Origin of the sequence: Edaphobacter modestus (genome assembly GCF_004217555.1) — a bacterium.
Taxonomy (GTDB): domain Bacteria; phylum Acidobacteriota; class Terriglobia; order Terriglobales; family Acidobacteriaceae; genus Edaphobacter; species Edaphobacter modestus.
In genome coordinates, this window is sequence record NZ_SHKW01000001.1 from 5,524,304 (window position 1) to 5,550,348 (window position 26,045).

19 protein-coding genes and 5 pseudogenes are annotated in these 26,045 nt (G+C 55.8%); 17 read left to right on the forward strand and 7 right to left on the reverse strand.

The genetic code is table 11. The annotated features are described in order from the left end of the window. Window positions 1–2 precede the first annotated feature (2 nt). Complete coding sequence (locus BDD14_RS32560; protein ID WP_207231810.1) at window positions 3–185, reverse strand: anthrone oxygenase family protein; 183 nt, start codon at window positions 183–185, stop codon at window positions 3–5. Between BDD14_RS32560 and BDD14_RS32565 the strand changes: the two genes are divergently transcribed. After that, window positions 184–363 carry a hypothetical protein gene (locus BDD14_RS32565; protein ID WP_207231811.1) on the forward strand — a complete coding sequence of 60 codons (180 nt, stop codon included), beginning with the start codon at window positions 184–186 and terminating at the stop codon, window positions 361–363. The genes BDD14_RS32560 and BDD14_RS32565 overlap by 2 nt on opposite strands. Here the strand turns inward: BDD14_RS32565 and BDD14_RS32570 are convergent. Both BDD14_RS32570 and BDD14_RS23300 read right to left on the reverse strand, forming a co-directional pair. Then, entirely contained in the window at window positions 352–855 is a 504-nt protein-coding gene (locus BDD14_RS32570) for a Rossmann-fold NAD(P)-binding domain-containing protein (protein ID WP_207231812.1), read from the reverse strand. The two genes, BDD14_RS32565 and BDD14_RS32570, sit on opposite strands and share 12 nt — an antisense overlap. A 298-nt stretch (window positions 856–1,153) precedes the next feature. Next, window positions 1,154–1,525, reverse strand: coding sequence for a YybH family protein (locus BDD14_RS23300; RefSeq protein ID WP_130421675.1), 372 nt, complete (start codon window positions 1,523–1,525; stop codon window positions 1,154–1,156). Between the two features lie 400 nt (window positions 1,526–1,925). On the opposite strand from BDD14_RS23300, the pseudogene BDD14_RS34660 reads away from it, so the two are divergent. The 4 genes and pseudogenes from BDD14_RS34660 to BDD14_RS23315 form a co-directional block, all read left to right on the forward strand. Further along, window positions 1,926–2,075, forward strand: a pseudogene (locus BDD14_RS34660) (NAD(P)-dependent alcohol dehydrogenase); the annotation flags it as partial. Window positions 2,076–2,230: 155 nt separating this feature from the next. After that, the gene (locus BDD14_RS33225) at window positions 2,231–2,761 is read left to right on the forward strand and encodes an NAD(P)-dependent alcohol dehydrogenase (protein ID WP_242618154.1); all 531 of its coding nucleotides are present in this window, start codon (window positions 2,231–2,233) and stop codon (window positions 2,759–2,761) included. 295 nt (window positions 2,762–3,056) lie between these two features. Beyond that, window positions 3,057–3,659 carry a hypothetical protein gene (locus BDD14_RS23310; protein ID WP_130421677.1) on the forward strand — a complete coding sequence of 201 codons (603 nt, stop codon included), beginning with the start codon at window positions 3,057–3,059 and terminating at the stop codon, window positions 3,657–3,659. A 92-nt stretch (window positions 3,660–3,751) separates the two neighbouring features. Further along, a pseudogene (locus tag BDD14_RS23315) lies at window positions 3,752–4,748 on the forward strand (IS110 family RNA-guided transposase). Window positions 4,749–5,499: 751 nt separating this feature from the next. Here the strand turns inward: BDD14_RS23315 and BDD14_RS23320 are convergent. Together BDD14_RS23320 and BDD14_RS23325 are read right to left on the reverse strand one after the other, a co-directional pair. Beyond that, a pseudogene (locus BDD14_RS23320) lies at window positions 5,500–6,194 on the reverse strand (IS6 family transposase). Window positions 6,195–6,709: 515 nt separating this feature from the next. After that, a complete protein-coding gene (locus BDD14_RS23325; protein ID WP_130421679.1) occupies window positions 6,710–7,330 on the reverse strand; it encodes a hypothetical protein in 621 nt (206 codons plus the stop codon). Between the two features lie 1,074 nt (window positions 7,331–8,404). Here BDD14_RS23325 and BDD14_RS23330 point away from each other — a divergent pair. From BDD14_RS23330 to BDD14_RS32025, 8 genes and pseudogenes are all read left to right on the forward strand, one after another. Continuing rightward, window positions 8,405–9,916 (forward strand): multicopper oxidase family protein, encoded by a 1,512-nt coding sequence (locus tag BDD14_RS23330; RefSeq protein ID WP_165420212.1) that lies wholly within the window; start codon window positions 8,405–8,407, stop codon window positions 9,914–9,916. Beyond that, on the forward strand, window positions 9,916–11,364 hold the full coding sequence (locus tag BDD14_RS23335; RefSeq protein ID WP_130421683.1) for a metallophosphoesterase: 1,449 nt from the start codon (window positions 9,916–9,918) through the stop codon (window positions 11,362–11,364). The genes BDD14_RS23330 and BDD14_RS23335 overlap by 1 nt, the downstream gene beginning before the upstream one ends. A gap of 251 nt (window positions 11,365–11,615) precedes the next feature. Continuing rightward, on the forward strand, window positions 11,616–15,053 hold the full coding sequence (locus BDD14_RS23340) for a TonB-dependent receptor (RefSeq protein ID WP_278045531.1): 3,438 nt from the start codon (window positions 11,616–11,618) through the stop codon (window positions 15,051–15,053). A gap of 100 nt (window positions 15,054–15,153) precedes the next feature. Continuing rightward, complete coding sequence (locus tag BDD14_RS23345; protein ID WP_130421687.1) at window positions 15,154–16,746, forward strand: glycosyl hydrolase family 28 protein; 1,593 nt, start codon at window positions 15,154–15,156, stop codon at window positions 16,744–16,746. 159 nt (window positions 16,747–16,905) lie between these two features. Continuing rightward, a pseudogene (locus BDD14_RS23350) lies at window positions 16,906–17,612 on the forward strand (IS6 family transposase). Between the two features lie 204 nt (window positions 17,613–17,816). Beyond that, window positions 17,817–18,362, forward strand: coding sequence for a recombinase family protein (locus BDD14_RS23355; RefSeq protein ID WP_479724023.1), 546 nt, complete (start codon window positions 17,817–17,819; stop codon window positions 18,360–18,362). Between the two features lie 1,315 nt (window positions 18,363–19,677). Continuing rightward, the gene (locus tag BDD14_RS23360; RefSeq protein ID WP_165420214.1) at window positions 19,678–20,022 is read left to right on the forward strand and encodes a carboxypeptidase-like regulatory domain-containing protein; all 345 of its coding nucleotides are present in this window, start codon (window positions 19,678–19,680) and stop codon (window positions 20,020–20,022) included. 99 nt (window positions 20,023–20,121) lie between these two features. Continuing rightward, window positions 20,122–20,286: an SOS response-associated peptidase gene (locus tag BDD14_RS32025; protein ID WP_165420215.1), complete on the forward strand. Its 165-nt coding sequence runs from the start codon at window positions 20,122–20,124 to the stop codon at window positions 20,284–20,286. Between the two features lie 57 nt (window positions 20,287–20,343). On the opposite strand, the gene BDD14_RS23365 is transcribed toward BDD14_RS32025, so the two are convergent. After that, the gene (locus BDD14_RS23365) at window positions 20,344–21,345 is read right to left on the reverse strand and encodes a class I SAM-dependent methyltransferase (protein WP_165420216.1); all 1,002 of its coding nucleotides are present in this window, start codon (window positions 21,343–21,345) and stop codon (window positions 20,344–20,346) included. 593 nt (window positions 21,346–21,938) lie between these two features. Between BDD14_RS23365 and BDD14_RS23370 the strand changes: the two genes are divergently transcribed. Further along, window positions 21,939–22,163 carry a hypothetical protein gene (locus tag BDD14_RS23370; RefSeq protein ID WP_130421692.1) on the forward strand — a complete coding sequence of 75 codons (225 nt, stop codon included), beginning with the start codon at window positions 21,939–21,941 and terminating at the stop codon, window positions 22,161–22,163. Window positions 22,164–22,169: 6 nt separating this feature from the next. Further along, the gene (locus BDD14_RS33230; RefSeq protein ID WP_242618156.1) at window positions 22,170–22,709 is read left to right on the forward strand and encodes a tyrosine-type recombinase/integrase; all 540 of its coding nucleotides are present in this window, start codon (window positions 22,170–22,172) and stop codon (window positions 22,707–22,709) included. Between the two features lie 388 nt (window positions 22,710–23,097). Here BDD14_RS33230 and BDD14_RS23380 read toward each other — a convergent pair whose 3' ends face one another. Then, window positions 23,098–24,066, reverse strand: coding sequence for an AAA family ATPase (locus BDD14_RS23380; protein ID WP_130421694.1), 969 nt, complete (start codon window positions 24,064–24,066; stop codon window positions 23,098–23,100). Window positions 24,067–24,166: 100 nt separating this feature from the next. On the opposite strand from BDD14_RS23380, the pseudogene BDD14_RS23385 reads away from it, so the two are divergent. Both BDD14_RS23385 and BDD14_RS23390 read left to right on the forward strand, forming a co-directional pair. Continuing rightward, a pseudogene (locus BDD14_RS23385) lies at window positions 24,167–24,751 on the forward strand (integrase core domain-containing protein); the annotation flags it as partial. 75 nt (window positions 24,752–24,826) lie between these two features. Continuing rightward, a protein-coding gene (locus tag BDD14_RS23390; protein WP_423201764.1) for an IS3 family transposase occupies window positions 24,827–25,938 on the forward strand; the annotation gives its coding sequence in 2 pieces (ribosomal slippage) (window positions 24,827–25,088 and window positions 25,088–25,938; 1,113 coding nt in all). Window positions 25,939–26,045 lie beyond the last annotated feature (107 nt).

The window sequence follows — 26,045 nt, forward strand, 5'->3', positions numbered from 1 at the left end:
ACTCATGAAGCCGGGATAATAACGGTAGTGTTAATGGAGTTCATCGCCGCAGCGCCTTGCGCGGGAGGAATGCGCCCCAGCGTTGCCATCACGCACGACGAAAACGCAAAGAAGATTCCGGCGGCAATCCCGCTGCCAATCGCCGCGACGAAAACGGTGCCAGTAGCGAGGAGCGTTCTATCCATGCTGGTTTCCCCACACACCGCTCGCGGCAGTCTGCCGGACATACTCTCTGAAATCCCGCGGTGGACGACCGAGCGCACGCTCCACGCCGTCAACTGTCGGAGTGTTGCGGCCATCGAGCACGATACCAAGCAGATAGAGAACCAGATCGATGATGTCTTCAGGGACCTACGCCTGTAACATGGCAGCGCGATACTCTTCGGGCGTAATAGAAAGATATCGGATGTCCCGGCCTGTCGCGCGCGCGATTTCTCCGATTGCGTCGGCAAAGGTCAGTGCGCGTGGGCCTGTAAGCTCATAAAGTTTCCGTGAGTGGCCATCCTGAGTCAGCGCCGCGACTGCAACGTCAGCAACGTCCTCGACATCGACAAAGGGTTCCGCTACAGGGCCTACAGGCAGGGCAACTTCGCCAGCCAGGATCGGGTCCAGGAAGAAGTTCTCGCTAAAGTTCTGACTGAAGAAGCTGCAGCGCAAAATTGTCCAATCTACATCGCAGGCTTTCAACACTTGCTCTGCATGCTGCGCCTCTTCTTCGCCTCGACCAGACAGAAGAACCAGTTTCTCGACTCCGGCATCGATCGCATGAGCGAAGAAGGATTGAACTGTTTCCGATGCTCCAGGAACAGCCAGATCCGGGTAATAGGTGACATACGCTTTGACTACGCCCTTCAAATGAAGGCGACCATGTATTGCTGTCTTCCCAATTGAATGTAGGCTGGGCTCCCCGCGAACCTACACGAAATGGAAGCCCAAGCCGCTGCAGCCGCTGGACTACCCTTCGACCAGTCTTCCCAGTTCCACCTACAACCAGTGTCATATCATCCTGATTCATATTCCTCCTTTCAAACTCACTCAGAGAGTGCCTTCGGTCGTCGATCGGGTAAACGAAGGCTCTTCATTATTTGCAGACTGTCATCGGACCACAATCGCGCTAATTCTACTGATCCTTATCCTGGGTTGGGCCTTCGCTTCAGGCAGTGGTCTGCCTACCAACGGTAAAAGGGTCGCCAATAAGCCAACACCATGTCCCGTCCGGCTGGCGACGTGCAACCTCGATCGCAAACATGGAAATTGGCTGAGGAGAGGACACCGTCCACCGAGTGTGCATCAATGCGATATCGCCAGACTGAATAATCTGCTTGATGCTGAAGTCAAAGATAGCTTTCGCTGAAGCAAAAGGGGCCAACTCCCCTCGCAGTCCTTGCCTGCCCTGCTTAGTTTCGCCTGATTGATTTAGAAAGACCGCTTCCGGATCGTAGATACTGAGCAGCGCCTCAATATCACCCTCCGCCATGTACTGTTTGAAAAGGTGGCAGATTTGCTCGGGACTCGTTGCTGACATGCTGCACCTCCTCCCTACTAGATGCGCACATCGGTATTCGCGTAACTCTTTTGGCTCTCGCTCGAGCAGGCTGTGATTCCCAGGCAAATCCGTACTCTGACAGACAGAGACATACACGGATGTCAGCAAATCAGAAGTTGGGGGCAGCGTCTCTCAATTTCCGGCAAATCGCCAAGTCACTCATCGAGACTGGATCGCTAATGGTAGTTGATCTTTCGCATTCGGCTAGGTTCCGTATACTTGGTGTCTCGAAAGGTAGCCGATGCAGGCAATCATCTATCGCCGCTACGGTCCACCCGATGTTCTCGAATACGAGGAATTAGACTGACCTATTCCTGCCCCAGGAGAGGTCCTGATTCAGGTTCCCGCCGCGTCGGTCAACCCATACGACTGGCATTTTCTGCGCGGGACGCCGTCTTTCATCCGTCTGTTTACCGGACTGCGACGTCCAAAATCGCCGTACCTAGGAGCGGATGTGGCGGCTGTGACCGTAGCAGTTGGCCCAGGAGTCACGCGTTTGAAGCCTGGCGATGCGGTGTTCGGCGTTTGCAAGGGAGCATTTGCTGAGTTCGCTTGCGGCAAGGAAACCGAGTTGGTTCCCAAGCCGGAGCGGCTGAGCTTTGAACAAGCGGCTTCGGCTCCGATCGCGGGCATCACGGCTCTGCAGGGCTTCGGGACTGTGGCCGTGTGCAGCCCGGACAACGCGTGCTCATCATTGGGGCAGCGGGTGGCGTCGGCACGTTTGCCGTGCAGATTGGTAAATGGCTCGGCGCACATCTCACTGGCGTCTGCAGCACGCGTAACGTGGCATTTGTGCAGTCCATCGGCGCGGATCGCGCCATCGATTACACCCTTCAGGATTTCACGCGCAGCGACGACCAGTACGACGTGATCTTCGATCTCGTTGGCAACCATCCACTGAAAGCAATACGGCGTGTTCTGCGCTCGAAAGGAACATTTGTGGGATGCGGAGGAGGCGGACCCGACAAACCGGCCAGTCAGCTTCTGTCCATGATGGTGGGGCGTCTCGTGACGTCGCCATCTACGAGCCAGAAACATACCGGAGTGTTCGCCAAAGTCAACGCGGCCGACCTGAATGTTCTCGGCGACCTTTTGCAATTCGGAAAGATCGAACCAGCGCTCGATCGGAGTTACCCGCTAAGCGGTGTCGCGGAGGCTCTCCGTTATGTGGAATCCTACCACGCGCGAGGCAAGGTCACAATCGCGGTCGCGTAGAGTCACCTGTTCCTATTTGTCGGCCAGGCGGTCGCCAACGATCGCTTCAATGAGCGCATAGCCCTGGAGTCGTCAATTGGGAATTACTGCGGATGTCCCGTGATTTGGAGCTTGTCCTCACCACTCGGGAGAGAAGCCACAAGTGACGCTAGGTTGGGACCGTTGCGGCGATGGATAGGCTCTCGCACAGGCGCAGAATTGGCCAGCATGTAAGCTAGGTGGACGCACTTGGCGAGAGATTGTGGGCGTTTAGCTTTCTGGCTGTTCAGCGTCGAAGGGCTCTAAGGAGGAAGACATGACGTTAAAGCAGATGACTAAGCTTTGCAGCGCGGTACTGGCGGCCGGACTTTTTTCGTTTTGTCTCGCTCGAGCGCAACCAAAGCAAGCCGCGTCCCCGAATGTGCCGCCTCCGGTGAAGGCGGAGCGCGATGGAGCGCATGACTTCGACTTCCTAATCGGAAACTGGAAGGCGCACGTGCGGCGGCTCCCTGATCGACTCAACGGCTCGAACGCCTGGGTCGAGTACGACGGCATATCGAACCACAAGAAAATTCTGGATAGCAATTCCAACTTCGAGGAGTTCGAAGTTGACAACCCCGTGAAGCACTTTCACATCAAGGCGCAGACACTAAGGCTCTACAAGCCGGAATCGCACCAGTGGAGCATCTATTTGCTCGACGTCGACAAAGGTGTGCTCAGCCTTCCGCCAGTCGTCGGTCAGTTCACCGGGGATCGGGGAGAGTTTTTTGACCAGGAGGACTATAAAGGACGGGCGATTCTCGTTCGCTACGTCTGGCTGAATATTTCACCGCGATCGGCGCGGATGGAGCAGTCGTTCTCGCCCGACGGGGGCAAGACCTGGGAAGTGAACTGGATTTGCGAGCTTTCGAGAGATTGAATGGAGTTGCTGACCTCCGCGTTTACTAAGATGGTCCGCCGCTTGATCTTCCCCGGAAGATCTTGTAGGCAGATTCAAGGAGGATCATCGACATGCAGATTCGATCGGTTGGTATTGACCTTGGCAAGACGACCTTTCACCTGGTGGCACTTGGTGATAACGGCAAGGTGCTGCTGAAGAAGAAGTTTACCCAGAAGCAGTTGATTGCCTTCACCGCGAACATGCAGACCTGCTTGATCGGGATGGAAGCATGTTCGGGGTCGCACTTCCTCGGCCGTGCTTTTACGGGAACAAGGTCATGATGTGAAGTTGATTCCAGCCCAGTTCGTGAAGCCGTTTGTGAAGTCGAACAAGAACGATTTCATCGACGCTGAAGCGATTGCTGAGGCCGTGGATCGCGAGAACATGCGCTTCGTGCCGATCAAGACAGATGATCAGCTCGACCTGCAAGCTCTCCATCGCGTGCGTGACCGGCTCATGGCGCGAAGAACCGCTCTGATCAACCAGATTCGTGCGTTTCTGCTGGTGCGAGGCACAGTGTTCGCCAAGAGCCCGATTCGGCTGAGGGAAGCTCTGCCTGAGGTGCTTGAGAACGTCAACGAGAACCTCACCCCGAGGATGCGGAACCTGGTTGCCATGCTGTGGAGCGAGTGGAAGGACCTGGAGCTTCAGATCGTGCAGATGAACGACGAAGTGGAACGGATCGCTTCGAGCGATGAAGCGTGTCGGAGACTGCGGCAGATTCCTGGTATCGGACCGCTGGTTGCAACCGCGATCGTGGCCTCCATCGGTAACGGCGCAGCCTTCCGCAAGGGACGAGAGTTCGCAGCCTGGATGGGGCTGCTGCCGAAGCAGCATTCGACCGGTGGCAAGGCGAGGCTGTATGGAATCAGCAAGCGCGGCAACTCTTACCTTCGCAAGATCCTGATTCATGGAGCACGCGCGGTCGTATTGCGATCCAAGCGGGACCGAATCGCGCCACGAAACGTATTGATCGTGGCAACAGCACACAAACTGGCGCGGATGGCGTGGGCAGTGCTCTCAACGGGCCAGGACTATCGAGCAGTACCCGAGGCACTGACGGCATAAGCAAGCTTAGAAACCAGCAACATCAAGTTCTCCACCGAGGTCTGCACCGGATAAGTGAAGATGAAAGAACAGTCAAAACGGCGCACCTGAAACCTGCTTGCCGAAATGGCCCATACGAGGCCGGCGCATTTTCTAAGGACAGGTACGCGGCGTATCTCATCAAGGCCAGGAGAAAACTCTCCACCTAAAAGGCCGAATACATTGACGCAGACTTTCCTTCATTCGAAAAACTTTTCCCTTGCATTCACACGGCGGACCATACATTCGGCAACTCGGAGATTACCCGTGAAAGCCTCTCTATGAGCGCATCATCGCCAAAGCGCGTTTCCAGCGGCCGGGGGCTGGAGACGTGCTTTGGCCTTCTGTTTGCATCAACTGAGAATGAGTTTCCAATTTATCCGCTCGCGTGCAGGGACTTCGTCCGTTCGATCAATGATCTTGAACTCACGAACAGGCGTTCGACACGCGGGCAGTGTGTGCGGTCTGCTAAAGTTCTTCGCTATGCAAGTCTTCATTGACCGCCTCGCACTCCAACGATCCTGCTTTGTTCCGCTGCTCATCCTGATGCTTTGCACGGCAGCGCACCCGCTGCACGCGCAAGCGCCCTAATCCCCGGCGGCATCTGCACCCGCCGTGCCGGACTGAGCGCAGCCGGGATCTCCTACCCACGCTCAGGTACCGCCACCGGCAGATTTTCGGCTCTGTTGCATTAACGGGCGCACACGCGACTCGCCCTTACAGATGCTACAGATCAGGCAGCAACATCGAACAGCTTGTTGATGAATTTAATTTCGCCGGCGACCTTGGGCTTGCAGAGGAGGCAATGACGGCGGCGGATCATACGCATGACTTCAAATCCCTTGATGGTGGCCGACGCTGTTCTCATCGTCTGAAAACCGCGGGTGGGACGGATCACCCGCTTGAGACCACCGTGATCTGCCTCAATGATGTTGTTCAGATACTTGCACGTGCGATGCTTTGGTATCGCTTGATAGCTTGCCTTCTCGTTGCAGCCGGCTAATGGCTTTTGGATACGACCCGAGTTGGTCCGTGGTGATGGAGGACGACGACCAGTGGCGCATTGTCGTCAGCGCTTTTCCCAGGAAATGATGGGCCGCACGGGTATTTCGCCGATCCATCAACATGAAATCGATCAACCGGCCATGCTTGTCGACGGCCCCGGAACAGGTACTTCCAGTGGCCACCGACCTTCACATACGTCTCGTCCACTCGCCACGAGGTCGCACGGTACCCCTGGTACCAGCGGACCCGCTTCTCAAGCTCAGGCGCGTAGCGATGAACCCAGCGCATGATCGTGGGTGGATCCACGTCTACGCCGCGTTCCTGCATCATCTCCGCCAGATCCCGGTAGCCTATCCCATACTTGCAGTACCAGCGAACGCACACCAGGATGATATCCACAGGAAAACGACGGCGCTTGAACATGAACAAGGCTCCTCGGTGAACGACTCCAGACTACGACACGCCCGTTAATGCAACAGAGTCCTCGCTTCAAACATGCATGGTCCCACCACGAGCGGGACAAGCTGCGCTGGCGAACCGATTCAGACTCCCGTGAGTCCAAGATTTAAAGCACTCTAACGTCACGAAAATCCAGGATTTAAGTGCAGCGCGATAGCCGAGGTAAGGATTGCTGAACTTGCGACAACGCCATTGAGTAACTGATCTCCACTGAACCGTATGATGCGATCTCGCTGACGCCATATCTGCTCGGACTCGCCTCTATGGAGATGGGCAGGACCCAGCAGGCAGCGGCAGATCTTCACCTTGTACTGGCGCATCGCGGCGCGGCATTGTCCTGGGCAGCACCGTCTACCCGGTGGCGCAGTCTGAACTGGCTCTGGCTGCCGATAGAAAAAGGCATCGTTTCTAACATTCAGGACACGAGTTGGACCGGGTCGAGCTCGTGGACAAGGCTATCGATGTTTACCTTATCGTTCTCACCAGTAAGTAGTGGCCACTAGCTCAGGATCATCGATTCCTTTATCGGAGGCAATGCGAATCACGAACTGCAAATTTTTCTTATCCCAATTTTCAGGGGCGAATTTCAGTACCTTCTCCAGAAAGGCCGGACTGACAATCAATTCGGTTCCGATTCGACTACCGTACGCCCTCAGTCCAGCGACGCAGATGACTGCTTTTCGGGAGCTTGAACCTACAAGACGTGTGATGACGACATAGTCTTCCGAGCTTTTCACCGCGTTTGTTTCTTCAATCTCCCAGAAGCGCGCCGGATTATCTCGATCGACAATTCTCGGTTTGTTGTCGATGAGTTGAAAGGCAAACCTGAGGTTTTGTGTCAGCGCGAGGGTCCAACGGTTGAATCTCGGCCCTCCGATCAGGACGATGGGCGACACCTGCAGGTCCGAGGCGGAGACATCGTTTGCTATTGCTATTCGGCTTGAGCGTCCTAAGTTCTGGAGTTTTTCGCTGAGATGAAATCCCTCAGAGGCATCGCCTCTGCGGGCTAACCGATCTAGAGAGAGATAGTATGCGCCTGGATGGGATATACAGATGATGGGTTTGTCGTGCCCCAAAAAGGGTCGCCAGAACTTCTTCAAGGGAGACGCGACTGAAGATACCGTATAAATGACTCCAGCGAGAATCAAGAGCAGAGCTGTTATTGCCGTTGTGCGAATGATTCTTCCGGACACGCGTTTTGGAGCTGTGTCCACGACCAGCGGTCCCGGAAACAGCCGCCGCGTAATCTTCGGTGCATACGAACCAGGGCTCAGTTCGATTGCGACCGACCTCTGCGGATCTGCACTCTGATTGTACTGAGCGAGACGCCGCCGAACCTCGCTGGCCTTGACTCGTACTATGGCATCCGCGCCTGTGTCGTAGTCCGGAGCGCGACCAAATACCGCAATCCCGATATTGCGCTCTTTGAGAGATTCTTGAGACTTCGAGCAGGCCACCCACACCACATGCTTGAGAAAGTCCTGACAGCGAGCACTACTCTTAAAGAAGTCGCTTGCGAGAATTCGCTCTAATTCTGATTCAACCTCCGCATCGCTATATGTAGAAGACAGATTTTCACCATCTCTCTGTCTTAGACCGTTTTGTTTTCTGTCAAACATCTGGGGCCGAGCACCTGAAAAGGTTTTTACACGCAATATCGATCGGCTTGTGTTCCTGGACTATCCAATGATGCTCGAGGACTTCAACCTTGAAGCCTGATGTTGGATCGACACAAAGCCGCTGCTCCTATGAAAGCACGATTACTTTACAGAAATGTGACGCGTCAATATGAATATCGTGTTACAGAGGCTGGAAAATACGGGACGTTACGGGCAGTTATGCTCAGCAAAGCTTCGGGAGTAGAAGTCGAGCGCACGCTGAAGCTACCGAGGTATTACCGTTTGTAACCTTGTGCGGCTTCGATGCCTTTCCTAGAGTTGGTCTATCGCAGCACATCAAGAGAAATTCAGCGCAAGTCGCGTGGCTTACCGTGGGATCTTTCGCGGAACCCATCTGGCAGGACGCGCTCCGGAATCAGGCATCCCGCGAGCAACATGAATTGACGTTTCTGTAAATCAGTCGGTTGATCTAAAAGCAACGGCTTGCGGAGTCCTCTGCGACTACGAAGACACATCGATCAAGGACCTTGACGGCACACAGTATTGGAGAACGATTTGGGTAGTACGCGCATAGCGGGGGGCACGCCGCACGGAGGCTTCGACGGGGGATTCTCTCGCCGTCGCTTCCTTTCCTTCGGCGGTGCGTTGACTGCCGGCAGCCTGCTGCAATTCGGAGGCTTTGCCTTTGCGGAAGTGAGGCCGGAGATCATCCTTCAGATCACTCCCTGCCAGATCGAGGTAGCCCCAGGGCACATTATCCATACGACGGCCTATAACGGCAGCGCTCCCGGCCCTCTTCTTCGCATCCCTGAGGGCAGGTCCGTTCAGGTCGAGATCCGCAATGAATCCTCGACCGAAGAGTATGTGCACTGGCATGGCTTTTCTCTGGATGCTGCACTGGACGGAACGGCCGAGGAGAATAGCCTTTCAGTCGGTCCTTTGTCCCGACTGAGCTATATGCTTCCCGCACAGTCTGCAGGCTCCTACTATGTTCACTCCCATGCGATGGCACACCATGATATGGGTGCGGGAATGTATGGCGGTCAATTCGCCTTCGTCTACGTCGAGCCGGCTCGGGAAGCCGGGGACTACGATCAGGAGATATTCCTGAGCAGCCATGAGTGGGAACCGTACATGGTGAATGAGACGCAGGAGGAAAGATCGATCGAGGAGATGCACCACCTCCGGATCGACCCCGAGAAGGGTGAGGGCGAAGCTCCCGGCGAAGGCGGGTGGGATATCCGGTACCGGCTTGCCTCTCTTAACGGAAAGGCGTTGGGCCATGGAGAGCCGATTCGCGTAAAGGAGGGGGAACGGATTCTCCTGCATCTTCTTAACGCCAGCGCTACAGAGAATATACAGATCGCACTTCCTGGCCATGAGTTCCTCGTCCAGTCCATGGACGGGCATCGCGTCCCCAATCCCGCCGCCGTCGCCGTACTCGACCTGGGCGTGGGAGAGCGCATCGACGCGATTGTAGAGATGAAAGCCCCGGGTGTGTGGGTACTTGGCTCAACCGATGAGGAGACTCGCAATATGGGTCTCGGCGTAGTGATCGAGTACGCCGGGAGGCGGGGCGATCCTGTATGGACCGATGTGATGGCCCCGGACTGGGATTACACACTCTTTGCCAGCCAGGGAATGGACCGCATCGCGGAAGAGGTCTCCATCGCGCTGCGCCGTCTGCCTTTGACGGAAGAGGGGACTGAGAGATGGGAGATGACGGGCCGGGTGAACGGGAAGAATAGTCCGCTTCCGACCGTACTGCACCGGGACAACCCCTACCGTCTTCGCATCAGGAACGAGAGCAACGAATGGCATCCCATGCACCTTCATCGCCACTCCTTCGAGTTGATCCGCTTTCGGGGGAGGACGACTGCAGGGTTGATGAAGGATACCGTTGTCGTTCCTCCATATAACGAAGTGGAGATGCTCATGATTCCCAGGCAGACAGGTCGTGCTTTGTTCCATTGCCACAACCAGATGCATATGGATGCGGGCCTCCAGGCGCTTTTCAACATTCACTCAGCGACAGATCGATATCACCGAAAGACGGAGAAACAATAATGCACCGCGGTACGACCTACAAAGGGCTTCTTCTCGGCGTTCTCTTTTTCTCAGGATTGCTCGAAGCACAAACGATGGACGAACTGCCGTCACCGAAGATTGCGATCTCAGACGATCTTCTTCAGAAGATTCCTTCAGGATATCGAGAAGAGGTTGTTAAGCTTCATCTGACGGCGACCGCACAGGATCAGGAAAAAATCCTGAAGCAAACCGCAATGTACCCGGATGCTCCGCTGGCGCTCGCGCTGAAGGGAATGTCGATCAATCCCGAGGGCTTCGATTTCATGACCCAGCAGTTGGTACAGGAGAGCTCCGCCGAGCGTCGTAGCCTCATTCTCAAGTACGGAATTCAACCCTATGTACGTTATGCCCATGAAGGAGAGCAACGCGACAAGGTCCGCGAGACACTGACGCGTCTTGCGTTGCAGGATAAGGATGCGGGAGTATCGCTGGTCGCGATTCAGGCTCTTCGCCGGCTGGAGTGGGGCCACTCTTCTCAGTTCATTGTGGCCCGCGCAAACCGGGCTCGCTCGGAAGGCGATGTGGCCGGTGCGATGAAACTGCTGGATGAAGGGGACAAATGGGCGGAGTGGGATGGACAGATGAATCTTCCGAACTTTATGCGAACACCGCCACCTCTGTTTCAGGTCTCTTCCGAAGAGAAGCCGATTCGTGTGCTTGCTTTTGGCGACTTCGGCACAAGTTCGCCGCAGCAGGTTCAATTGGCAGCAACGATGAAGGAGTATCAGAAGAAGAACCCATTCGACTTTGGAATTACTTTGGGCGATAACTTTTACCCAAACGGCGTATCCAGCCCCGACGATCCACAGTGGAAGGCGAAGTGGGAGGACATGTACGGTCCGCTCGGACTCTCGTTCTACGCCACACTTGGAAACCACGATTATATTCGTGCGGACGGACCTGCGGCGGAGATTCTTTACACGCAGAAAAGCCCCTCCTGGAAGATGCCGGCGACTTACTACACCTACACGGCCGGACCGGTTCAATTCTTCGCAATCGACACAATCGAGTTGTCGGACTCCGCATTGCCCAATAAAGAGATGGCATGGCTCGACGCAGAGATCGCAAAGAGTAAGGCGCGATGGAAGATCGTCTACGGTCACTACCAGATCTACTCAGCAACGCGCGGCGATGAACAGAATCTGATCAAAAGACTACTGCCGATTCTGCGTAATCGCGTCGATGTCTATCTATGTGGGCACGATCATAACCTGCAGGAGTTGAAGCCCGAAGATGGTGTGCACTTCTTTGTAAGCGGGGGCGGCGGCGCAGGTGTATATCCGTTCCGGCAGCCCAACTATTCGCACTCCATCTTCAAGCAGGAACAGTATGGGTTTACTGTCCTCGATGCAGACAGGGATCAGATCAAGTTGCGATTTATCGGTCTTAACGGGGAAGAACTGTATTCCTCAATCGTTCACAAATAAGTAGCGCATTGATTTCGATCACTCGCAAAGATCCTCGACAACCGAATAGAGCGACGGACCTCGCTTCTGAGGACGAGATCTGCCGAGGCTTTGCAAAAATGCCTTTAACCGCAACGCATGAAGTCACCGCTCCATGTGATTCCACGGAGTCAAACCTCTTTCCGAAAGGAAGATCTATGCAGACTCAGAAGACCAGCCGAACGCCCTGTTCGAATAGAATCCGTCACCGCTTTATTCATGCCCTTCTCTTGATGCCTTTTATTGTTAGTTGTTTTCTTTCCCTTCCGGCGCAGGAGTTCCGTAGCTCCATTGCTGGCGTCGTCACTGATCCCGGGGGCAACGCTGTCAAGAGTGCTGCTGTCATGGTTCGAAACACGGACACAGGCGCGCTTTTCAGTACAAAGACGAACGATCATGGCAACTACATAGCCCCATCCCTCACGCCTGGCACATATGAGGTGCATGTGGAGGCTCCCACGTTCCGTGCCTTCCTGCAAAACGGCATCACGCTGCAGGCCAGTGAGCAGTTGCATGTGGATGTAATGCTGCTGCTCGGCAATGTGAGCCAGGAGGTCCAAGTGACCGCTGATGCTCCTATAGTGGATGCGTCCAATGCAGCGATTGGCCAGGTTATTACGACCCGCGAAGTGGAAGACCTTCCGCAGAATGGCCGTACGCCGGTGGTGCTGGCGCAGTTGGCCTTGGGTGTCGCGAGCACGAATCACCCAGGACAGACGCGTCCGTTCGACAATGCGGGTGCGGCGTCAGTCTCCATTGCGGGTACGCCTACGGAGAGCACCGAGATCCTGTTAGATGGCTCGCCCGATACGGACAACCTGTTGAAGCTGGCATACAGCCCTCCGCAGGACATTGTTCAGTCGGTGAACGTGAACGTGTTCCAGGTGGACGCGGGCTATGGACACTCCGGTGGCGGCGTGCTCAACCAGGTGACCAAGGGCGGCACCAATAACTATCACGGATCGGTATATGAGTATGCCCAGTTTGCAGCTCTGAACGCCAATACTTACTTTGCTGATCAACAGCATAAGCCCAAGCCGAATACCCACTATCACCAGTATGGTCTTTCTCTCGGTGGCCCGATTCGGATACCGAAGCTGTTCGATGGACGCGACCGTGTCTTCTTCGAGTTTGCATGGGAGGGAATTCGAGATTCGCAGCCTGCGAGTGGATTTCTGACTGTGCCTACAGATGCAGAACGAGCTGGTGATTTTTCTGCATTGCTTGCAGGTGGAACGAAGTATCAGATCTATGATCCGGCGACTGCCACAGTCGATAGCAAAGGTAACGTCACACGACAGCCGTTCAAGAACAACATCATTCCACAGAGTCGCTTGAATCCAATCGCACTGCAATTGATGAAGTTCTATCCAGCTCCCAACACTGTTAATACGTCTTTCGACGGAACGAACAACTACTTCACGAGTTTTCCAAGCGTTGACCTATACGACAATCAATTTGGACGTCTTGACTTCAATCTAGGCACCAGGGACAAGCTGTTCTTGGATGTGCGGCATAGCCAACGTACACAGACCACGAACAACTACTTTCACAACATTGCGACCGGCGATCCGTTGGATCGCGTCAACTGGGGTTCAGGTGTCGACAATGTTTACACGGTCAATCCGACAACCCTGATCAATACGCGCGTCAACTGGAACCGCTACGTTAACTACGCGATCGCCGGAAGCCAGGGACTGGACCCAACTCCGCTTGGGTACCCGGGCTATTTGACCGCAAACACGACCCTGCTGGAGTATCCATCCATTCAAATCAGCACTTGCAAAACAACTACATACGCATGTCTATTCACGCCGAATAATCTTGCAGCATCAACCTACACTGAAAGTTATCACCTATTGAACAGCCTCACCAAGGTGATCCACGAGCATGTATTGAAGATCGGTGTGGATGCACGCCAGTACCGGGTTGCCAATATTGCTTATAACTACTCGGCGGGACAGTTCACGTTCGGGAATACATTCACCCAGGCGTCCAGTGGTTCGGCGCCTGCTCCGCTCGGGCAGGATCTTGCCGCACTGCTTCTCGGGCTGCCAACCGCAGGCGAATACGACCATAACGTCTTTCTCTCGACGCATAGCAACTATCTTGGAATTTATGTGCAGGATGACTGGCGGGTGTCTAAGACCCTGACGCTAAACCTCGGTCTGCGTTTCGATCACGATTTCCCGCTGTACGAGCGCCATAACCGTGCCATCAATGGATTCGATCCCACAATCACGACGCCACTCAGCGCGCATGCCATGGCCGCTTACAATGCTAAGCCTATTCCTGAGATTCCTATTGGGCAGTTCAATGTTCCCGGAGGCCTCACTTATGCCAGCGATGCCAAGCCACAGTTATACGACACTCCGTCCAAGACCTTCAGCCCACGCGTAGGCTTTGCGTGGAGTCCTGACTACCTCAATGGCAAGACCGTGCTGACAGGCGGATTTTCCATCTTTGTCTTCCCGCTGCTCGATGTAGGTACTGTGAACAGCACGGGCTTCAGTTCGACCACGCCCTACGTTGCGACAAACGACAACTACGCGACAGCGGCTCACAGTCTGAGCGATCCGTTTCCTGCAGGCTATCTACAGCCGACGGGATCGTCGTTAGGCGCTTCGACATCCCAGGGACAATTGATCTACTGGTTCAATCCAGACTTCCACAACGCATACTCGGAGCGGTATGCGTTCTCTGTACAGCAACAACTCGACGCAAATACTTATATGCAAATCGCATATCTCGGCGCTCATTATGTCAAGTTGCCGGTTCAGCGGTCGCTCAACTTTATTCCGCGCCAGTACCTTAGCACGAGCCCGATCCGCGATACGACTCTCGTCAATTCATTGAGCTCAAACGTTCCAAATCCGTTCAGTGGTTTGCTGCCGGGCACAACGCTGAATGGTTCTATGATAGCCCGGGCGCAGTTGCTACTGCCCTATCCACAGTACCCCGTCGATCAGGTTATCGAGCAGAACGTCAGCAACGGTTCGGTGAGGTTCAACAGCTTCAATGCGCGTATTCAGCGTCGGTTGACGCACGGTCTCTCCCTGCTGGCGAACTATACCTGGTCGCGCAATATTGAGCAGGATTCGCTGCTGAACGAGGCGGATGCCAAGTACGAGAAGCGCATCTCCAGCTTCGACTATCCGCAACACCTTGTGATCTCGTCCACCTACAAACTGCCTTACCCGGTGCTTGGCGGAGATGGAATCGTGGGGCATCTTCAACATGCACTGTTGGGCGGCTGGGCGGCTAGCGGTACCTATCTTCTGCAATCGGGTGCCCCGCTTTCCTGGGGAAATGTTGTCTATCTAGGTGGTGAACTCCATCTCAATCCGAAGAAAACTGTCGGTGCGGCGTTCGATACCAGCCGGTTTGACATGGACCCGAGCCATCAACCCACCTACAACATCCGTACGTTTCACACTACCGATTCACGTTGGCGTGGAGATATCACGAACAATATCGATGTGTCTCTGGCTAAGCAGGTCAGCTATCGCGACCGCATCACCGGAGAGCTACGGGTCGAAGCATTCAATTTTCTCAACCACGTTACCTTCAGTAACCCTAACCTGACGCCCACGAGTGTGGCCTTCGGCACAATCACCGGACAGGCTAACGAATCGAGAACGCTGCAGGTCTCCGCACACATCCGTTTCTAGATCCGGTCAGCCTGACTCACGAAACAACCTGAAGCCCGGCCCTGTAGCGAAGACAGGGCCGGGGTTCGAATCTTTTACTTACAGCGGAAACGGGAGTTTGATGAGCACCAATCGTAGACAGATCCTGAAGTTCGGCAGCCTCGGTCTCGCAGCAGTTAGTCCTGCAACGTACTTCGGTGGGATAGCCGATGCCCAGGAGCCGCAGAGAATAGAGGGATCCGCGCTGCTTACACCTGGTCCACGTGCCGCAACCGAGACGAGCGACACGAAGCGGTTGCAACGTGCAATCGATCAGGTACATGAGCGCGGTGGTGGAACGGTGCATCTTGCTGCGGGCCGCTATGTCTCCGGCTCTTTGCTGCTGCGGTCCAATGTCTCATTGTGGCTCGACAACGGTTCGATCCTCGCCATGAGTCCGGATGTTGCTGAGTTTCTTCCCGCGGAGAAGCTGACCTACGAGACCGGAGCGAACCAGGCGACCTCCGACTTTCACGTTGCGTTACTCGTGGGTGATGCCGTCGAGAGCATCGCGGTATTCGGAGAAGGCGTCATCGAGTGCGAACAAGGTAAGCAGAAAGGCGGAGGCCCCAAGCCAGTTGCGCTAAGGCGCTGCATGCGCGTCAGCCTGCGTGGTATCACCATCCGCAACGCCCGGAACTACAACATCAGCATGCTCGGCTGCCAGTTTGTCGACATTGATGGCGTCACGATTCAGGGAGGCCACTCCGACGGGATTGATCCCGACTGCTGTCGCTACGTGCGCATCGCCAACTGCTTCGTTGAGTCGGCGGACGATAGCCTATGTCTGAAGGCGAGCGGCTCGCTCGGTGAACGTGGCGCAACGGAGTACGTGACGGTGACCAACTGCGTACTGCGGACGGCAAGCATCCACTTCAAATGTGGGACGGAAAGCTGCGGCGACTTTCGGAACATCACCATCTCAAACTGCGTCTTTGAAGGCGGCTTGGGCATGCGACACGGCAACCCAGGCATCGCACTATACACAGTAGATGGCGGAAACCTCGATGGTGTTGTTGCTTCCAACATCGTCATGCGGGACGTCGGAACTCCTCTGGCGATCATTCGCGGCAACCGGGATCGCTGTTCGCTCGGCAAAGGCCCGGGGCCTCTCGGTTCTATTAGCATCTCGAACATCATCGCAACCGGCGCGAAGTTTACAAGCGTCATCGCAGGCTTGCCGGATGCCCCCGTCACGGGCGTTCACATCAGCAGAGTTTCAATTTCCATGGCTGTCGCGGGCACCGGCCCTAAGACTTTGGAGGCGGTGCCCGAGCAGCCGACCGCCTATCCCCAACCCGTTATGTTCGGCGCACTCCCCGCCTTCGGCCTGTTCCTGCGCCACGTTGCGAATCTGGTTCTGTCAGACGTGAAGCTCAAGGCGCCCGCCCAGGAAGATCGTCCCGATATCGTGGCCGACGATGTTGTGAACCTGCGGCTCCACGGCTATGAGAAAGAACTCGGTACGAATGCGACGCATTTGTGGCTGAATAATGTTCGGGATTCCTGGCTCGAATGTCTTGCGATCCTGCCGGTACCCGCTCGTTCGTATCGAGTGAGTGGGGCGAAGACGAGCAATCTATTCTTTAAAGGGAGTGGCGTCCTCGATTGGAAGACGAACCTCTCGGTCGACACGAGTGTTCCGTGCGGAGCTGTGCATACGTCGAGTGTCTAGTGAGTCGTTTCCCTGATTTACTTCAGCGTCAGGTCGCCGGCTTGTGATGGTGCGGGAACAGTTGCGCTCCAGGCTTTAGCTGAGAAGGTACGCAAAATCGGCACTGTTGCATTAACGGGGGTGTCGTAGTCTGGAGTGGTTCGCCGAGGAGCCTTGTTCATGTTCAAGCGTCGTCGTTTCCCTGTGGATATCATCCTGGTGTGCGTTCGCTGGTACTGCAAGTATGGGATAAGCTACCGGGATCAGGCGGAGATGATGCAGGAACGCGGCGTAGACGTGGATCCGACCACGATCATGCACAGGGTTCATCGCTACGCGCCCGAGCTTGAGAGCGGGTCCGCTGGTACCAGGGGTACCGTGGTGCGACCTCCTCGTGGCGAGTGGACGAGACGTATGTGAAGGTCGGTGGCCACTGGAAGTACCTGTTCCGGGCCGTCGACAAGCATGGCCGGTTGATCGACTTCATGTTGATGGATCGGCGAAACACCCGTGCGGCCCATCGCTTCCTGCGAAAAGCGTTGACGACAATGCGCCACTGGCCGCCGTCCTCCATCACCACGGACCAACTCGGCTCTTATCCAAAAGCCATTAGCCGGCTGCAACGAGAAGGCAAGCTATCAAGCAATCCCAAGCATCGCACGTGCAAGTATCTGAACAACATCATTGAAGCGGACCACGGCGCACTGAAGCGAGTCATTCGCCCCACGCGAGGCTTTCAGACAATGAAGACGGCTGCCGCTACGATGAAGGGGTTCGAGGTGATGCGGATGATCCGCCGAGGACATTGCCTCACGTGTAAGCCGCATGTCAAAGACGAGGTGCGCTTCGTAAACAAGCTGTTCGACATCTTCGTTATCGCTGTCTGATGTAAACCGCGCAACGGACGAACTGCGACCAACAAAGTTAATGCAACAGAGCCGTTATCGTACAGGTAGTGACGAAGGTCAAAAGGTCTATTCGGACACCTCGGCCCGCTCGAACGCGCAAGCAGTCCCACGGCCAACAGGTAGGCTACCTGCGCGTCAGCTCCCTGGATCAAAAACGAGGTTCGCCAGCTCGAAGGGCTGGCCCTGGACAAAACCTTCACCGACAAAGCCTCCGGCAAGGATGTAAAGCGGCCCCAACTGGAGGCCATGCAGAGCTTCGTCCGCGAAGGCGATACAGTGTTTTGTCACTCGATGGGCCGATTGGCCCGCAACCTCGATGACTTGCGGAGAATCGTGCTGGGTCTGACGGAGCGGGGCGTCCATATTGTCTTTGTGAAGGAAAACCTGACCTTCAGCGGCGAAGATTCACCCATGTCGGATCTGTTGCTGAGTGTCATGGGGGCCTTTGCTCAGTTCGAGAGAGAACTGATCCGTGAGCGCCAGCGCGAGGGAATTGCGATCGCAAAGCGGGAAGGGAAGTACAGCGGCAGAAAGCCGTCTCTGACACCCGCGCGGGCGGTCGAACTGCGACGGCGAGTTGCCGATGGTGCCTCGAAGGCTGCGCTTGCTCGCGAGTTCGGCATCAGCCGGGATACGCTATATCGGTATGTTCCTGTCAAAAAAGCGCCGAGCGGGAAAGCTTGGAAAATGAATTCTATGCAGGGAATCGGAGAGGGAAACGATGAGTGAATCGGAGATGCAAGCGGAGCTGGAGAGCCTGCGGAACTAGAACGCCAGTTCAAGATGGCCCTGTTCGAACGCGCTGGGCTCAGTCTGCCAAAAGTGTCGCCGCTGGTGACACAAAACGTATCCCGAAGCTCTGAGCGTCTTTCGCGCAAAAATCCATTGACGCGCTTGACACTCCACCTTTAGCATCGCCTCGAACAGTCCTCGCAGTTTAGCCCAAGCTTCCAACGCTGAGTTGTCTAAGGAGCTTTATGTCTATCACGTCTGCACGCTTTCCGCATTATCTCAACATGCTATTCATTAGAGTTATAGCGTCTGTATTACTCTTTGGCATTCCTGTATCCGGGATCAATTGGACAGGTGGACTCGTTTATGCTCAAACAAACACAACGCCGACACGGACTTCAGCATCGCGGAACACCTGGACATGGCCAGCAATTCCTGGATGCCTTGCAGATCCGGAGATCCAAACGAAGGGAACGACTGATTACAATTCACCAATCTGTCCTCTCTATGATCGGCTGCTGGCGAGTGGCGAGATCAATATAGAACTCAGGTCCGCTCGCCGGGTCAATGCGGAGATGGATGGCCTTCTATATCCCGCATTCGTGCCTGGCACTGAGGTGGTCACGTTCGTAACTACCGATAAATTCGGCGGTTCATTCATCGGCCCAACTGGATTGGTACGCGTCTCTACAAAATCCATTTCGGCACGCAATGGTAGTTGGTGGACTACCCTGGACACTGTCAGCGAAGGAGGGCGGTTGCTCGACGCAGACGCCATTCAAAGGAAATTGGCATTGCCCGATTCGCCAGCATGCATCGCTTACGCCGAAGTAGTAAGGCCCGGAGTGCGGGCATATATGGGCGTTGTCGCTCCTGCTTTTGACCAACGCGGAGGAGGCGTAGAGTTTTGGTTTCCTCCCAGCGCAGTCATCGCAAAGAGGACTGAGCAGATACCTGGCGGTACAGCTTGTGATAGCAACTAAACCGGGTGCCGTGGTCGTTTAGTCCGCAACCAGTACCTCAATGAGCGGATTTTCCCGACTTAGCAAGACCAATTCGAATGGAGCACTGTCCTGATCACTAGCAATTCGGGAAATCCGGGTTATAGGCTCGCATCGACGTTAGGTGTAGGCTATTTCTCGTCTAAAGGACAACGCAATCTCCGGGCGCCGATCACCCTAAATCTATGGAATAACACGCGGATATGAAGCCGATCTTCATAATTTACTCAAACATGGTTGAAGGTTCGGGGAGTCGACCATATCGGTAGCCCGAGAGACCCCGGGACAAAGGAATGACAGGAGGTAATCTCATGGGCTTCAAGAGCTTATATCTAGCCGCGTTTGCTATGCTGGTCACGGCTGCCATGCTGACCGCACAGACCAGTAAGGGCATTCTGTCCGGCGTCGTGCGCGACGCTACGGGCGCGGTGATCCAAGGGGTTGCCGTTACGGCTACTAACCAGGATACAAATGAGACCCGTACGGTGATGTCGGAGGCGACCGGGAGATATCGCATCGATGCGATATCTCCCGGCATTTATAGGGTTCATGGCGGGCTCTGTTGCATTAACCGTTGCAGACGCAACTCGCTCGTACCGATGTTGCAGATCAGGAAGCAACATACGGTAGGGGCAAGCTGTGCCTGCAACGGTTAATGCAACAGAGCCGAATGCCATCGCCAACTGCACAGCCAACTCTGCCGCTATCGCCCCCGTGTCTCTGACGAGACATTAGGAAGGCTTGAGCCGTGTGAGTTGGAAACTCTCACCACGGTTCTTAGAGGGGCGGTCGGCGGCAACGCCGACTGCCTACTCGACCGACGCATCGACTCAAAGAACAAGCAGCCCTTCGCCTTCGACCTCGTCAACGGCAAGATGATGGCGTTCGCTGGCCTGTGGGACATGGAAGGACCCCGCTAACGGACAGTGGCTTCAAAGCTATACCAATCGAACAGCCCGGGCGGTGGCGCTTGTTCATCAGCGGACTCTCTGAATCACCACATCGACATGGCTAGCAGGGATGGTAGCCAGCAGGCGGTCGGTTACACGGAACAGTGAGGTAAGTGCGCGCTTGACGCCGCGATGAGCCGAACTAGTTCCCGATAACCAGTAATCGGCTCGGTCGCGAAGGCCACCCTGATTGGGTTGCAGAATGCGAGCGTCGCCGTCAGAGTTGGCAAGCAAATCGCGGAGCATGCGCCGTTCCGTCCCTCCGCGAATACCGCCTCGCAGGTGCCCTTTCCAATCGCGCCTGCGATTCTCGTCGAAGTTGTAGCGCGAGTGGTTGGTCGCCATGTAGCAAGCCAGCCAATCCGGCATGTAATTTAGGAACCACAGTCCCGTGGAATGGCTTTCCTTTGGGAAATAACGGTGCGGCGTCTGATTTATCAGGATGGCTCCGCCCGGATTCACACTCGACCATAGCAGCGGCATGACCGTGCGCCTCTCGCAGGGGAGCAAGTGCTCGTAGACCGCGCTGAGCATCACGAAATCGAACCAGCCGATGCCAGGTGGTAAGCTGTCGCCATCAGGCGAGCGGAGGAACGAGACATTCGCGGCGTGGTGGAAGGTTTGGATGCGACGGGCGATGTCGAGTGCGGTGTCGTTCAGTTCGACGCCCACCATTTCGCAGTCGGGGAAGAGTTTCGCGAGAGCGAGGGTGGAAGCGCCGGAGCCGCAGCCGAAATCGAGAAGGCGCTTGCCGACGAAAGCCTCGCGCGGAAAGTAGGCGAGTACTTGCCGCTCGATGGCGCCGATGACGTATGCGGGGTCCTCATGGCGGGCAAGACAGTCGCAGAGCCAGGGAAAAATGCCTTTCTGAAGGAGAAACTGGATGATTTCGACGGGGAAGGCGGTTTCGCAGGTGCGGAGCTCAACGAATGTAGCGGTGTTGCGGGGTTGGAGGGTGACGCGGAAACGGCCGTCAGGGAGGGGGGCGAGGAGGACCTTGCCGAGAGGGTCGAGAAGGGTGTCGGTCATGAGGTAGGTCATTATAATTGTGGCTGGGCAGACGGACAAGGTGTCGAGTTGGGGGCTTGGCGCGCTGAGGATGAGGCCAACGCTGAGGTGCGGGAGTGGGTGGCTTCAGTCAGGCGGCGGCAGTCCTAACCGTTGCGACATCTACTGCGAAGAGGGACGAGCCCGTTGCGCGGTTGCGGAAGGTGCCGGTGAAGAGGCTCGGATAGATCTGAAGACGCTCGGATGGCGTTCACTCATCGTTTGGGAATGTGAGTTGTCGGGGAGCCGGATTTTCACGAGTTGGAACCAGCTGGAGAGGTGGCTGAGGCGGGTAGAGGGCCTGCGGCGAGTGGCGTGAGCGTCTCAGTCTTCCGGCACCTCTGTCTGGGGTGTCGACATAAGTCATTGAATCAGAGAGGGTGGATGCTGGTGAGCCGCATCGACAGCCGACAGCGGTTGAAGAGTGCTGCTCAGACCGTGCACACTAGACTAAAGTCGCACACAATAAAATTGCTCATGGATAAAGGTCTCGCTGGTGCGCCTTTGTTGGGGGTTGTCCTCGCCAGGGTTGCCAACGGCAGACCGGCCTCTGGCTCTGCGCAGGAGTGCGCCGCATGAATCGAGTTCTGCTGCCTTTGGTTGTGTTTGCCCCGGTAGTTGCCGTCGGAACTTCACAGGTCAGTCAGCCCGACTTGCGTCTGCAGGTCGTTCCGGCAACTGTGTACAAGGTCGACGATCCTGGGGGTGCTAGAACGTCATCATTCGTGTTCAACATTGCTGTTGCTTATCACAATCTCCGTCGTATTCTTTTCACGCTAAATGTCGTATATCTAGCGTGAGGTGCTATGAGTGATCTCCTTCTAGTCGCGCCTGAGTCTGCCGAGAGTGCCGCGGGGAGTCGCGAACTGACGGAAGCCCAGGTCCTGCTGAAGCAGATGGTGCTCGACTCCGTCACGTCACCGAATACACGACGGAGCTATGGCCTGACACTGGATGAACTGTTTGCTTTCTCTGCTGGTCGGCCACTGACCCGTGCATTGCTGCAGGAGTGGAAAGCCTCGATGGATGCGCTGGCACCTTCGACTATCAATGTAAAGCTTTCAGCCGTCCGGAGACTTGTCGGAGAGGCCCGGCGCAACGGCTTGATCTCAGCAGAGGATGCCGCTAACTTGTCAGACATTCCGAATGTGCGGCAGCGTGGCAACCGACTGGGAAACTGGCTTACCCGAGAGCAGGCGAAAGAACTGCTGCAGGTGCCGGATCGTTCGACGCTGAAAGGGAAGCGGGACTACGCAATCCTGGCCTTACTGATTGGATGTGCTCTTCGGCGGCGTGAGTTAGCAGCGCTCGAGATGTCGGACCTTCAGGAACGTGAGGGACGCTAGGTGATTGCGGATCTCTGTTGCAAGGGCAACCGGATCCGCACCGTTGCCGTTCCGCTGTGGGTCAAGCACGCGATCAGTGCTTGGCTAGACTCAGCTGAACTGCTGGAAGGCAAACTCTTCCGATCAGTGACGTAGGGCGGTAAAGTCGCCCGCAGTAGCCTGAGTGATTGGGCGGTCTGGTCGGTTGTACAACAGTCAGCGGAGCAAATCGGCATCGAACGATTCGGCGCGCACGACCTTCGCCGCACCTGTGCGAAACTCTGCCGCAAGTCAGGCGGCAACAGATTAAGTCCTTGCTTGGCCATTCTTCGATCCAGACGACAGAACGTTACCTCGGCTCGGAGCAGGAGATCGCAATAGCGGTGAATGACAACATCGGTTTGTAAACTCAGACTTGACCGATGACGAGACTCTCCCGCGCTGCGAGAACGACGTCACTGGTGATCTGGTGAAGACCGTTGACGGCGAGAACCCGCTCGATCTGCGCCAACAACCGATTTAACAAGCGGAAATTTCTGGCCGTCATCCGGATGATCGCGGCTGTTACCTCGGGTAGCAAAGGGTCTTGAGGGAGATGAACTCCGCTCGGTGTCCAGTGCCGTTCAAGTAACACCTGCATCTCCGGCGTGTTCAGCGGTCGGAACTCATGCACGAAACCGATCCTTGAGTAGAACTGAGGAAAGCGTGCCATCCGCTTCTCGATTCCCGGCATGCCGATGAGGACTAAGCCGGCACCGCCCTCGTCGAAGATGGCGCGAATCTGCTCTAAGCTGGTCATCCTAAGCCGGTCTGCCTCGTCGATCAGCACAAGCGTGGTCGGATCGGCCATTGCCTTCTCTCGCGCTGCGAAGCCGGTAAAAGCTTCGAGATACATCGGCTTCAGCGAAGAGACTTCAGTTCGCTTTTGTAGTGGTTTGTCGAGATTGGCTTTCCGGTGCGCTTCGTCCCGTGCTCGTAGAACTACAAGCGCGGCCTGCGACTCTCGACGGAGCGGACGTCTAGCAAAGCCGGCGAGCATCTCGCGTTGCCGTCGGATGTCGTGATCGATCCTGGAAGGAGAGTTAATGACTGAAGGTGTGTAAAGAATGGTGTCGAGTAGAGGTTCGATGGATAATTCTGCGGTCCAGGGATCGACCTTGCCGATGATCTCATTCCGGCTGTACCGGATCGCAGAGAGCGTCTTGCCCACGCCCGGCGGTCCAAAGCAAAGCCCAATGTATCGGTACTGACGGCAGGCGTCGCAGAATTCGACGAACCGCTTGTATTCCAGCGTCTCAACGAAGCTCTCATCACTACTCGTTGCGGTAGCGTTTGATCTTTGAGGCTGAGAGCTTTTCTGAAGCGGGGCTGCTTGCATTGGCTTCCTCCGGGTGCGACCGCGCTTCAGACTGATTAAGGTGCCGACAGCTTTCTGGCGATCCTTGAGAAGGGTTCGCAATTCGTGACGTCGTTTGGCGCGTGCCAGGCCGACACACCCCAACCATGTGTGGAGTTATGACTTCGTGAGTGCGCGAACGCACGACGGCCGCAGCGTGCGCATCCTGAACCTGATCGACGAATCCACGCGGGAGTGCCTGCTAATCCGTGCGGAGCGACGCTGGAGTTCGGCCAAAGTCATCGAAGCACTGGCTAGTGTAATGGTCTTGAAAGGAGTTCCGGAACATGTACGTTCAGACAATGGTCCTGAGTTCGTCGCGAAGGATCTGCGCAACTGGCTTGCGGGCTCAGGAGCGAGGACGTTGTATATCGAACCCGGCTCTCCATGGGAGAACGGATACTGCGAATCGTTCAACTCCAAACTCAGAGACGAGTTCCTCAACGGAGAGATCTTCTACTCCATCAAAGAACTGAGTGTGCTAGCTGAGCGCTGGCGCGTTCACTACAACACCGTCAGACCGCACTCCTCGCTGGGATATAAACCACCAGCTCCGGAGACGTGGATGACCTCAACAGGCAAGGGGCATGGAGAAGTGGAAACCGCTTCGCGCTTCCCACTTCTCCACACCCCCGGACGGCGGCTATCTGAACTCAGAGATAAATGATGGGCCCCGGTAATTCTGAGCCAAAGCAGATGTTAGTTTCCGCTAAATTTAGCCTGAGAAGGCGGAGGGATTTGGATGCGGAAGAAGCGATTCAGTGTGGAGCAGATGATCGGAGTATTGAAGCAGGCGGAGGTTGGAGTGCCTGTAGCGGAGGTGATCCGGAAGGCAGGGATCAGCGAGCAGACGTTCTACCGCTGGAAGGCGAAGTATGCCGGTCTGGAAGTGGACCAGGTCCGTCAAATGGCTCAGCTGCAGGAAGAGAACCTGCGGCTGAAGCAGCTGGTGGCGGAACTGACGCTGGATAAGACGATGCTGCAGGATGTTCTCTCAAAAAAATGGTGAAGCCTTCGCGGCGTGGACCGATGGTGGAGCGTCTGGTGGAAAGCTATCTGGTGAGCGAGCGGCATGCCTGCCGTGTTCTGTGGGTTCCAAGAGCGACCTACCGCTATCGAAGCTGCCTCGATCCACGAACTGAGCTGCGGATGCGTATCCGCGAGATCGCTCAGGCAAGAGTGCGCTATGGATACCGTAAGATCCGCGTACTGTTGAACCGCGAAGGCTGGGAAGTGGGTAAGTATGTGGTGTATCGGTTGTACGTGGAAGAAGGCCTGACTCTGAAGCGGATGAAGCCAGCCGGCAAGCGCAAAGCAGCGCGACATCGCGAAGAACGGTTGAAGGCAACCGGCCCGGATCAGGCCTGGAGTATGGACTTCGTAGCCGACCAGCTGCAGGATGGCACAAAGTTCCGCTCGTTGACCATCGTCGATGTCTATACCAGAGAGGCGGTGGCAATCGAAGCTGGACAAAGCTTGAAAGGAGACGATGTGGTACGAGTGTTGAATCGAGTGAAGCTCGAACGCGCCGTTCCAAAGGTGCTGTTCTGTGACAACGGCAGTGAGTTCACCAGCCAGGCGATGGACCTATGGGCCTATCGGAATGGTGTGAAGATTGACTTCTCCCGACCGGGCAAACCGACTGACAACGCGTTCGTGGAGAGCTTCAATGGGACCTTCCGCTCAGAGTGCCTCGACACCCACTGGTTCCTGGATCTGAAAGAGGCAAGGAAGCTCATCGAAGCCTGGAGGCGGGAATATAATGAGAGCCGTCCTCACGCATCTCTCGATGACAGGACACCAAGCGAGTTCGCCAGCCAGATCGCGGCTAGCCGCGATCTGGCTGCAACCTAAACCGGCCGGGACTAACACTGCTCTTGGTACAGGAAAACTAGGCCCTTCAATAAACGCGCTACACTAACTCCTCACTGGTACAAAACATCGGGCAGGCCAGACCCACT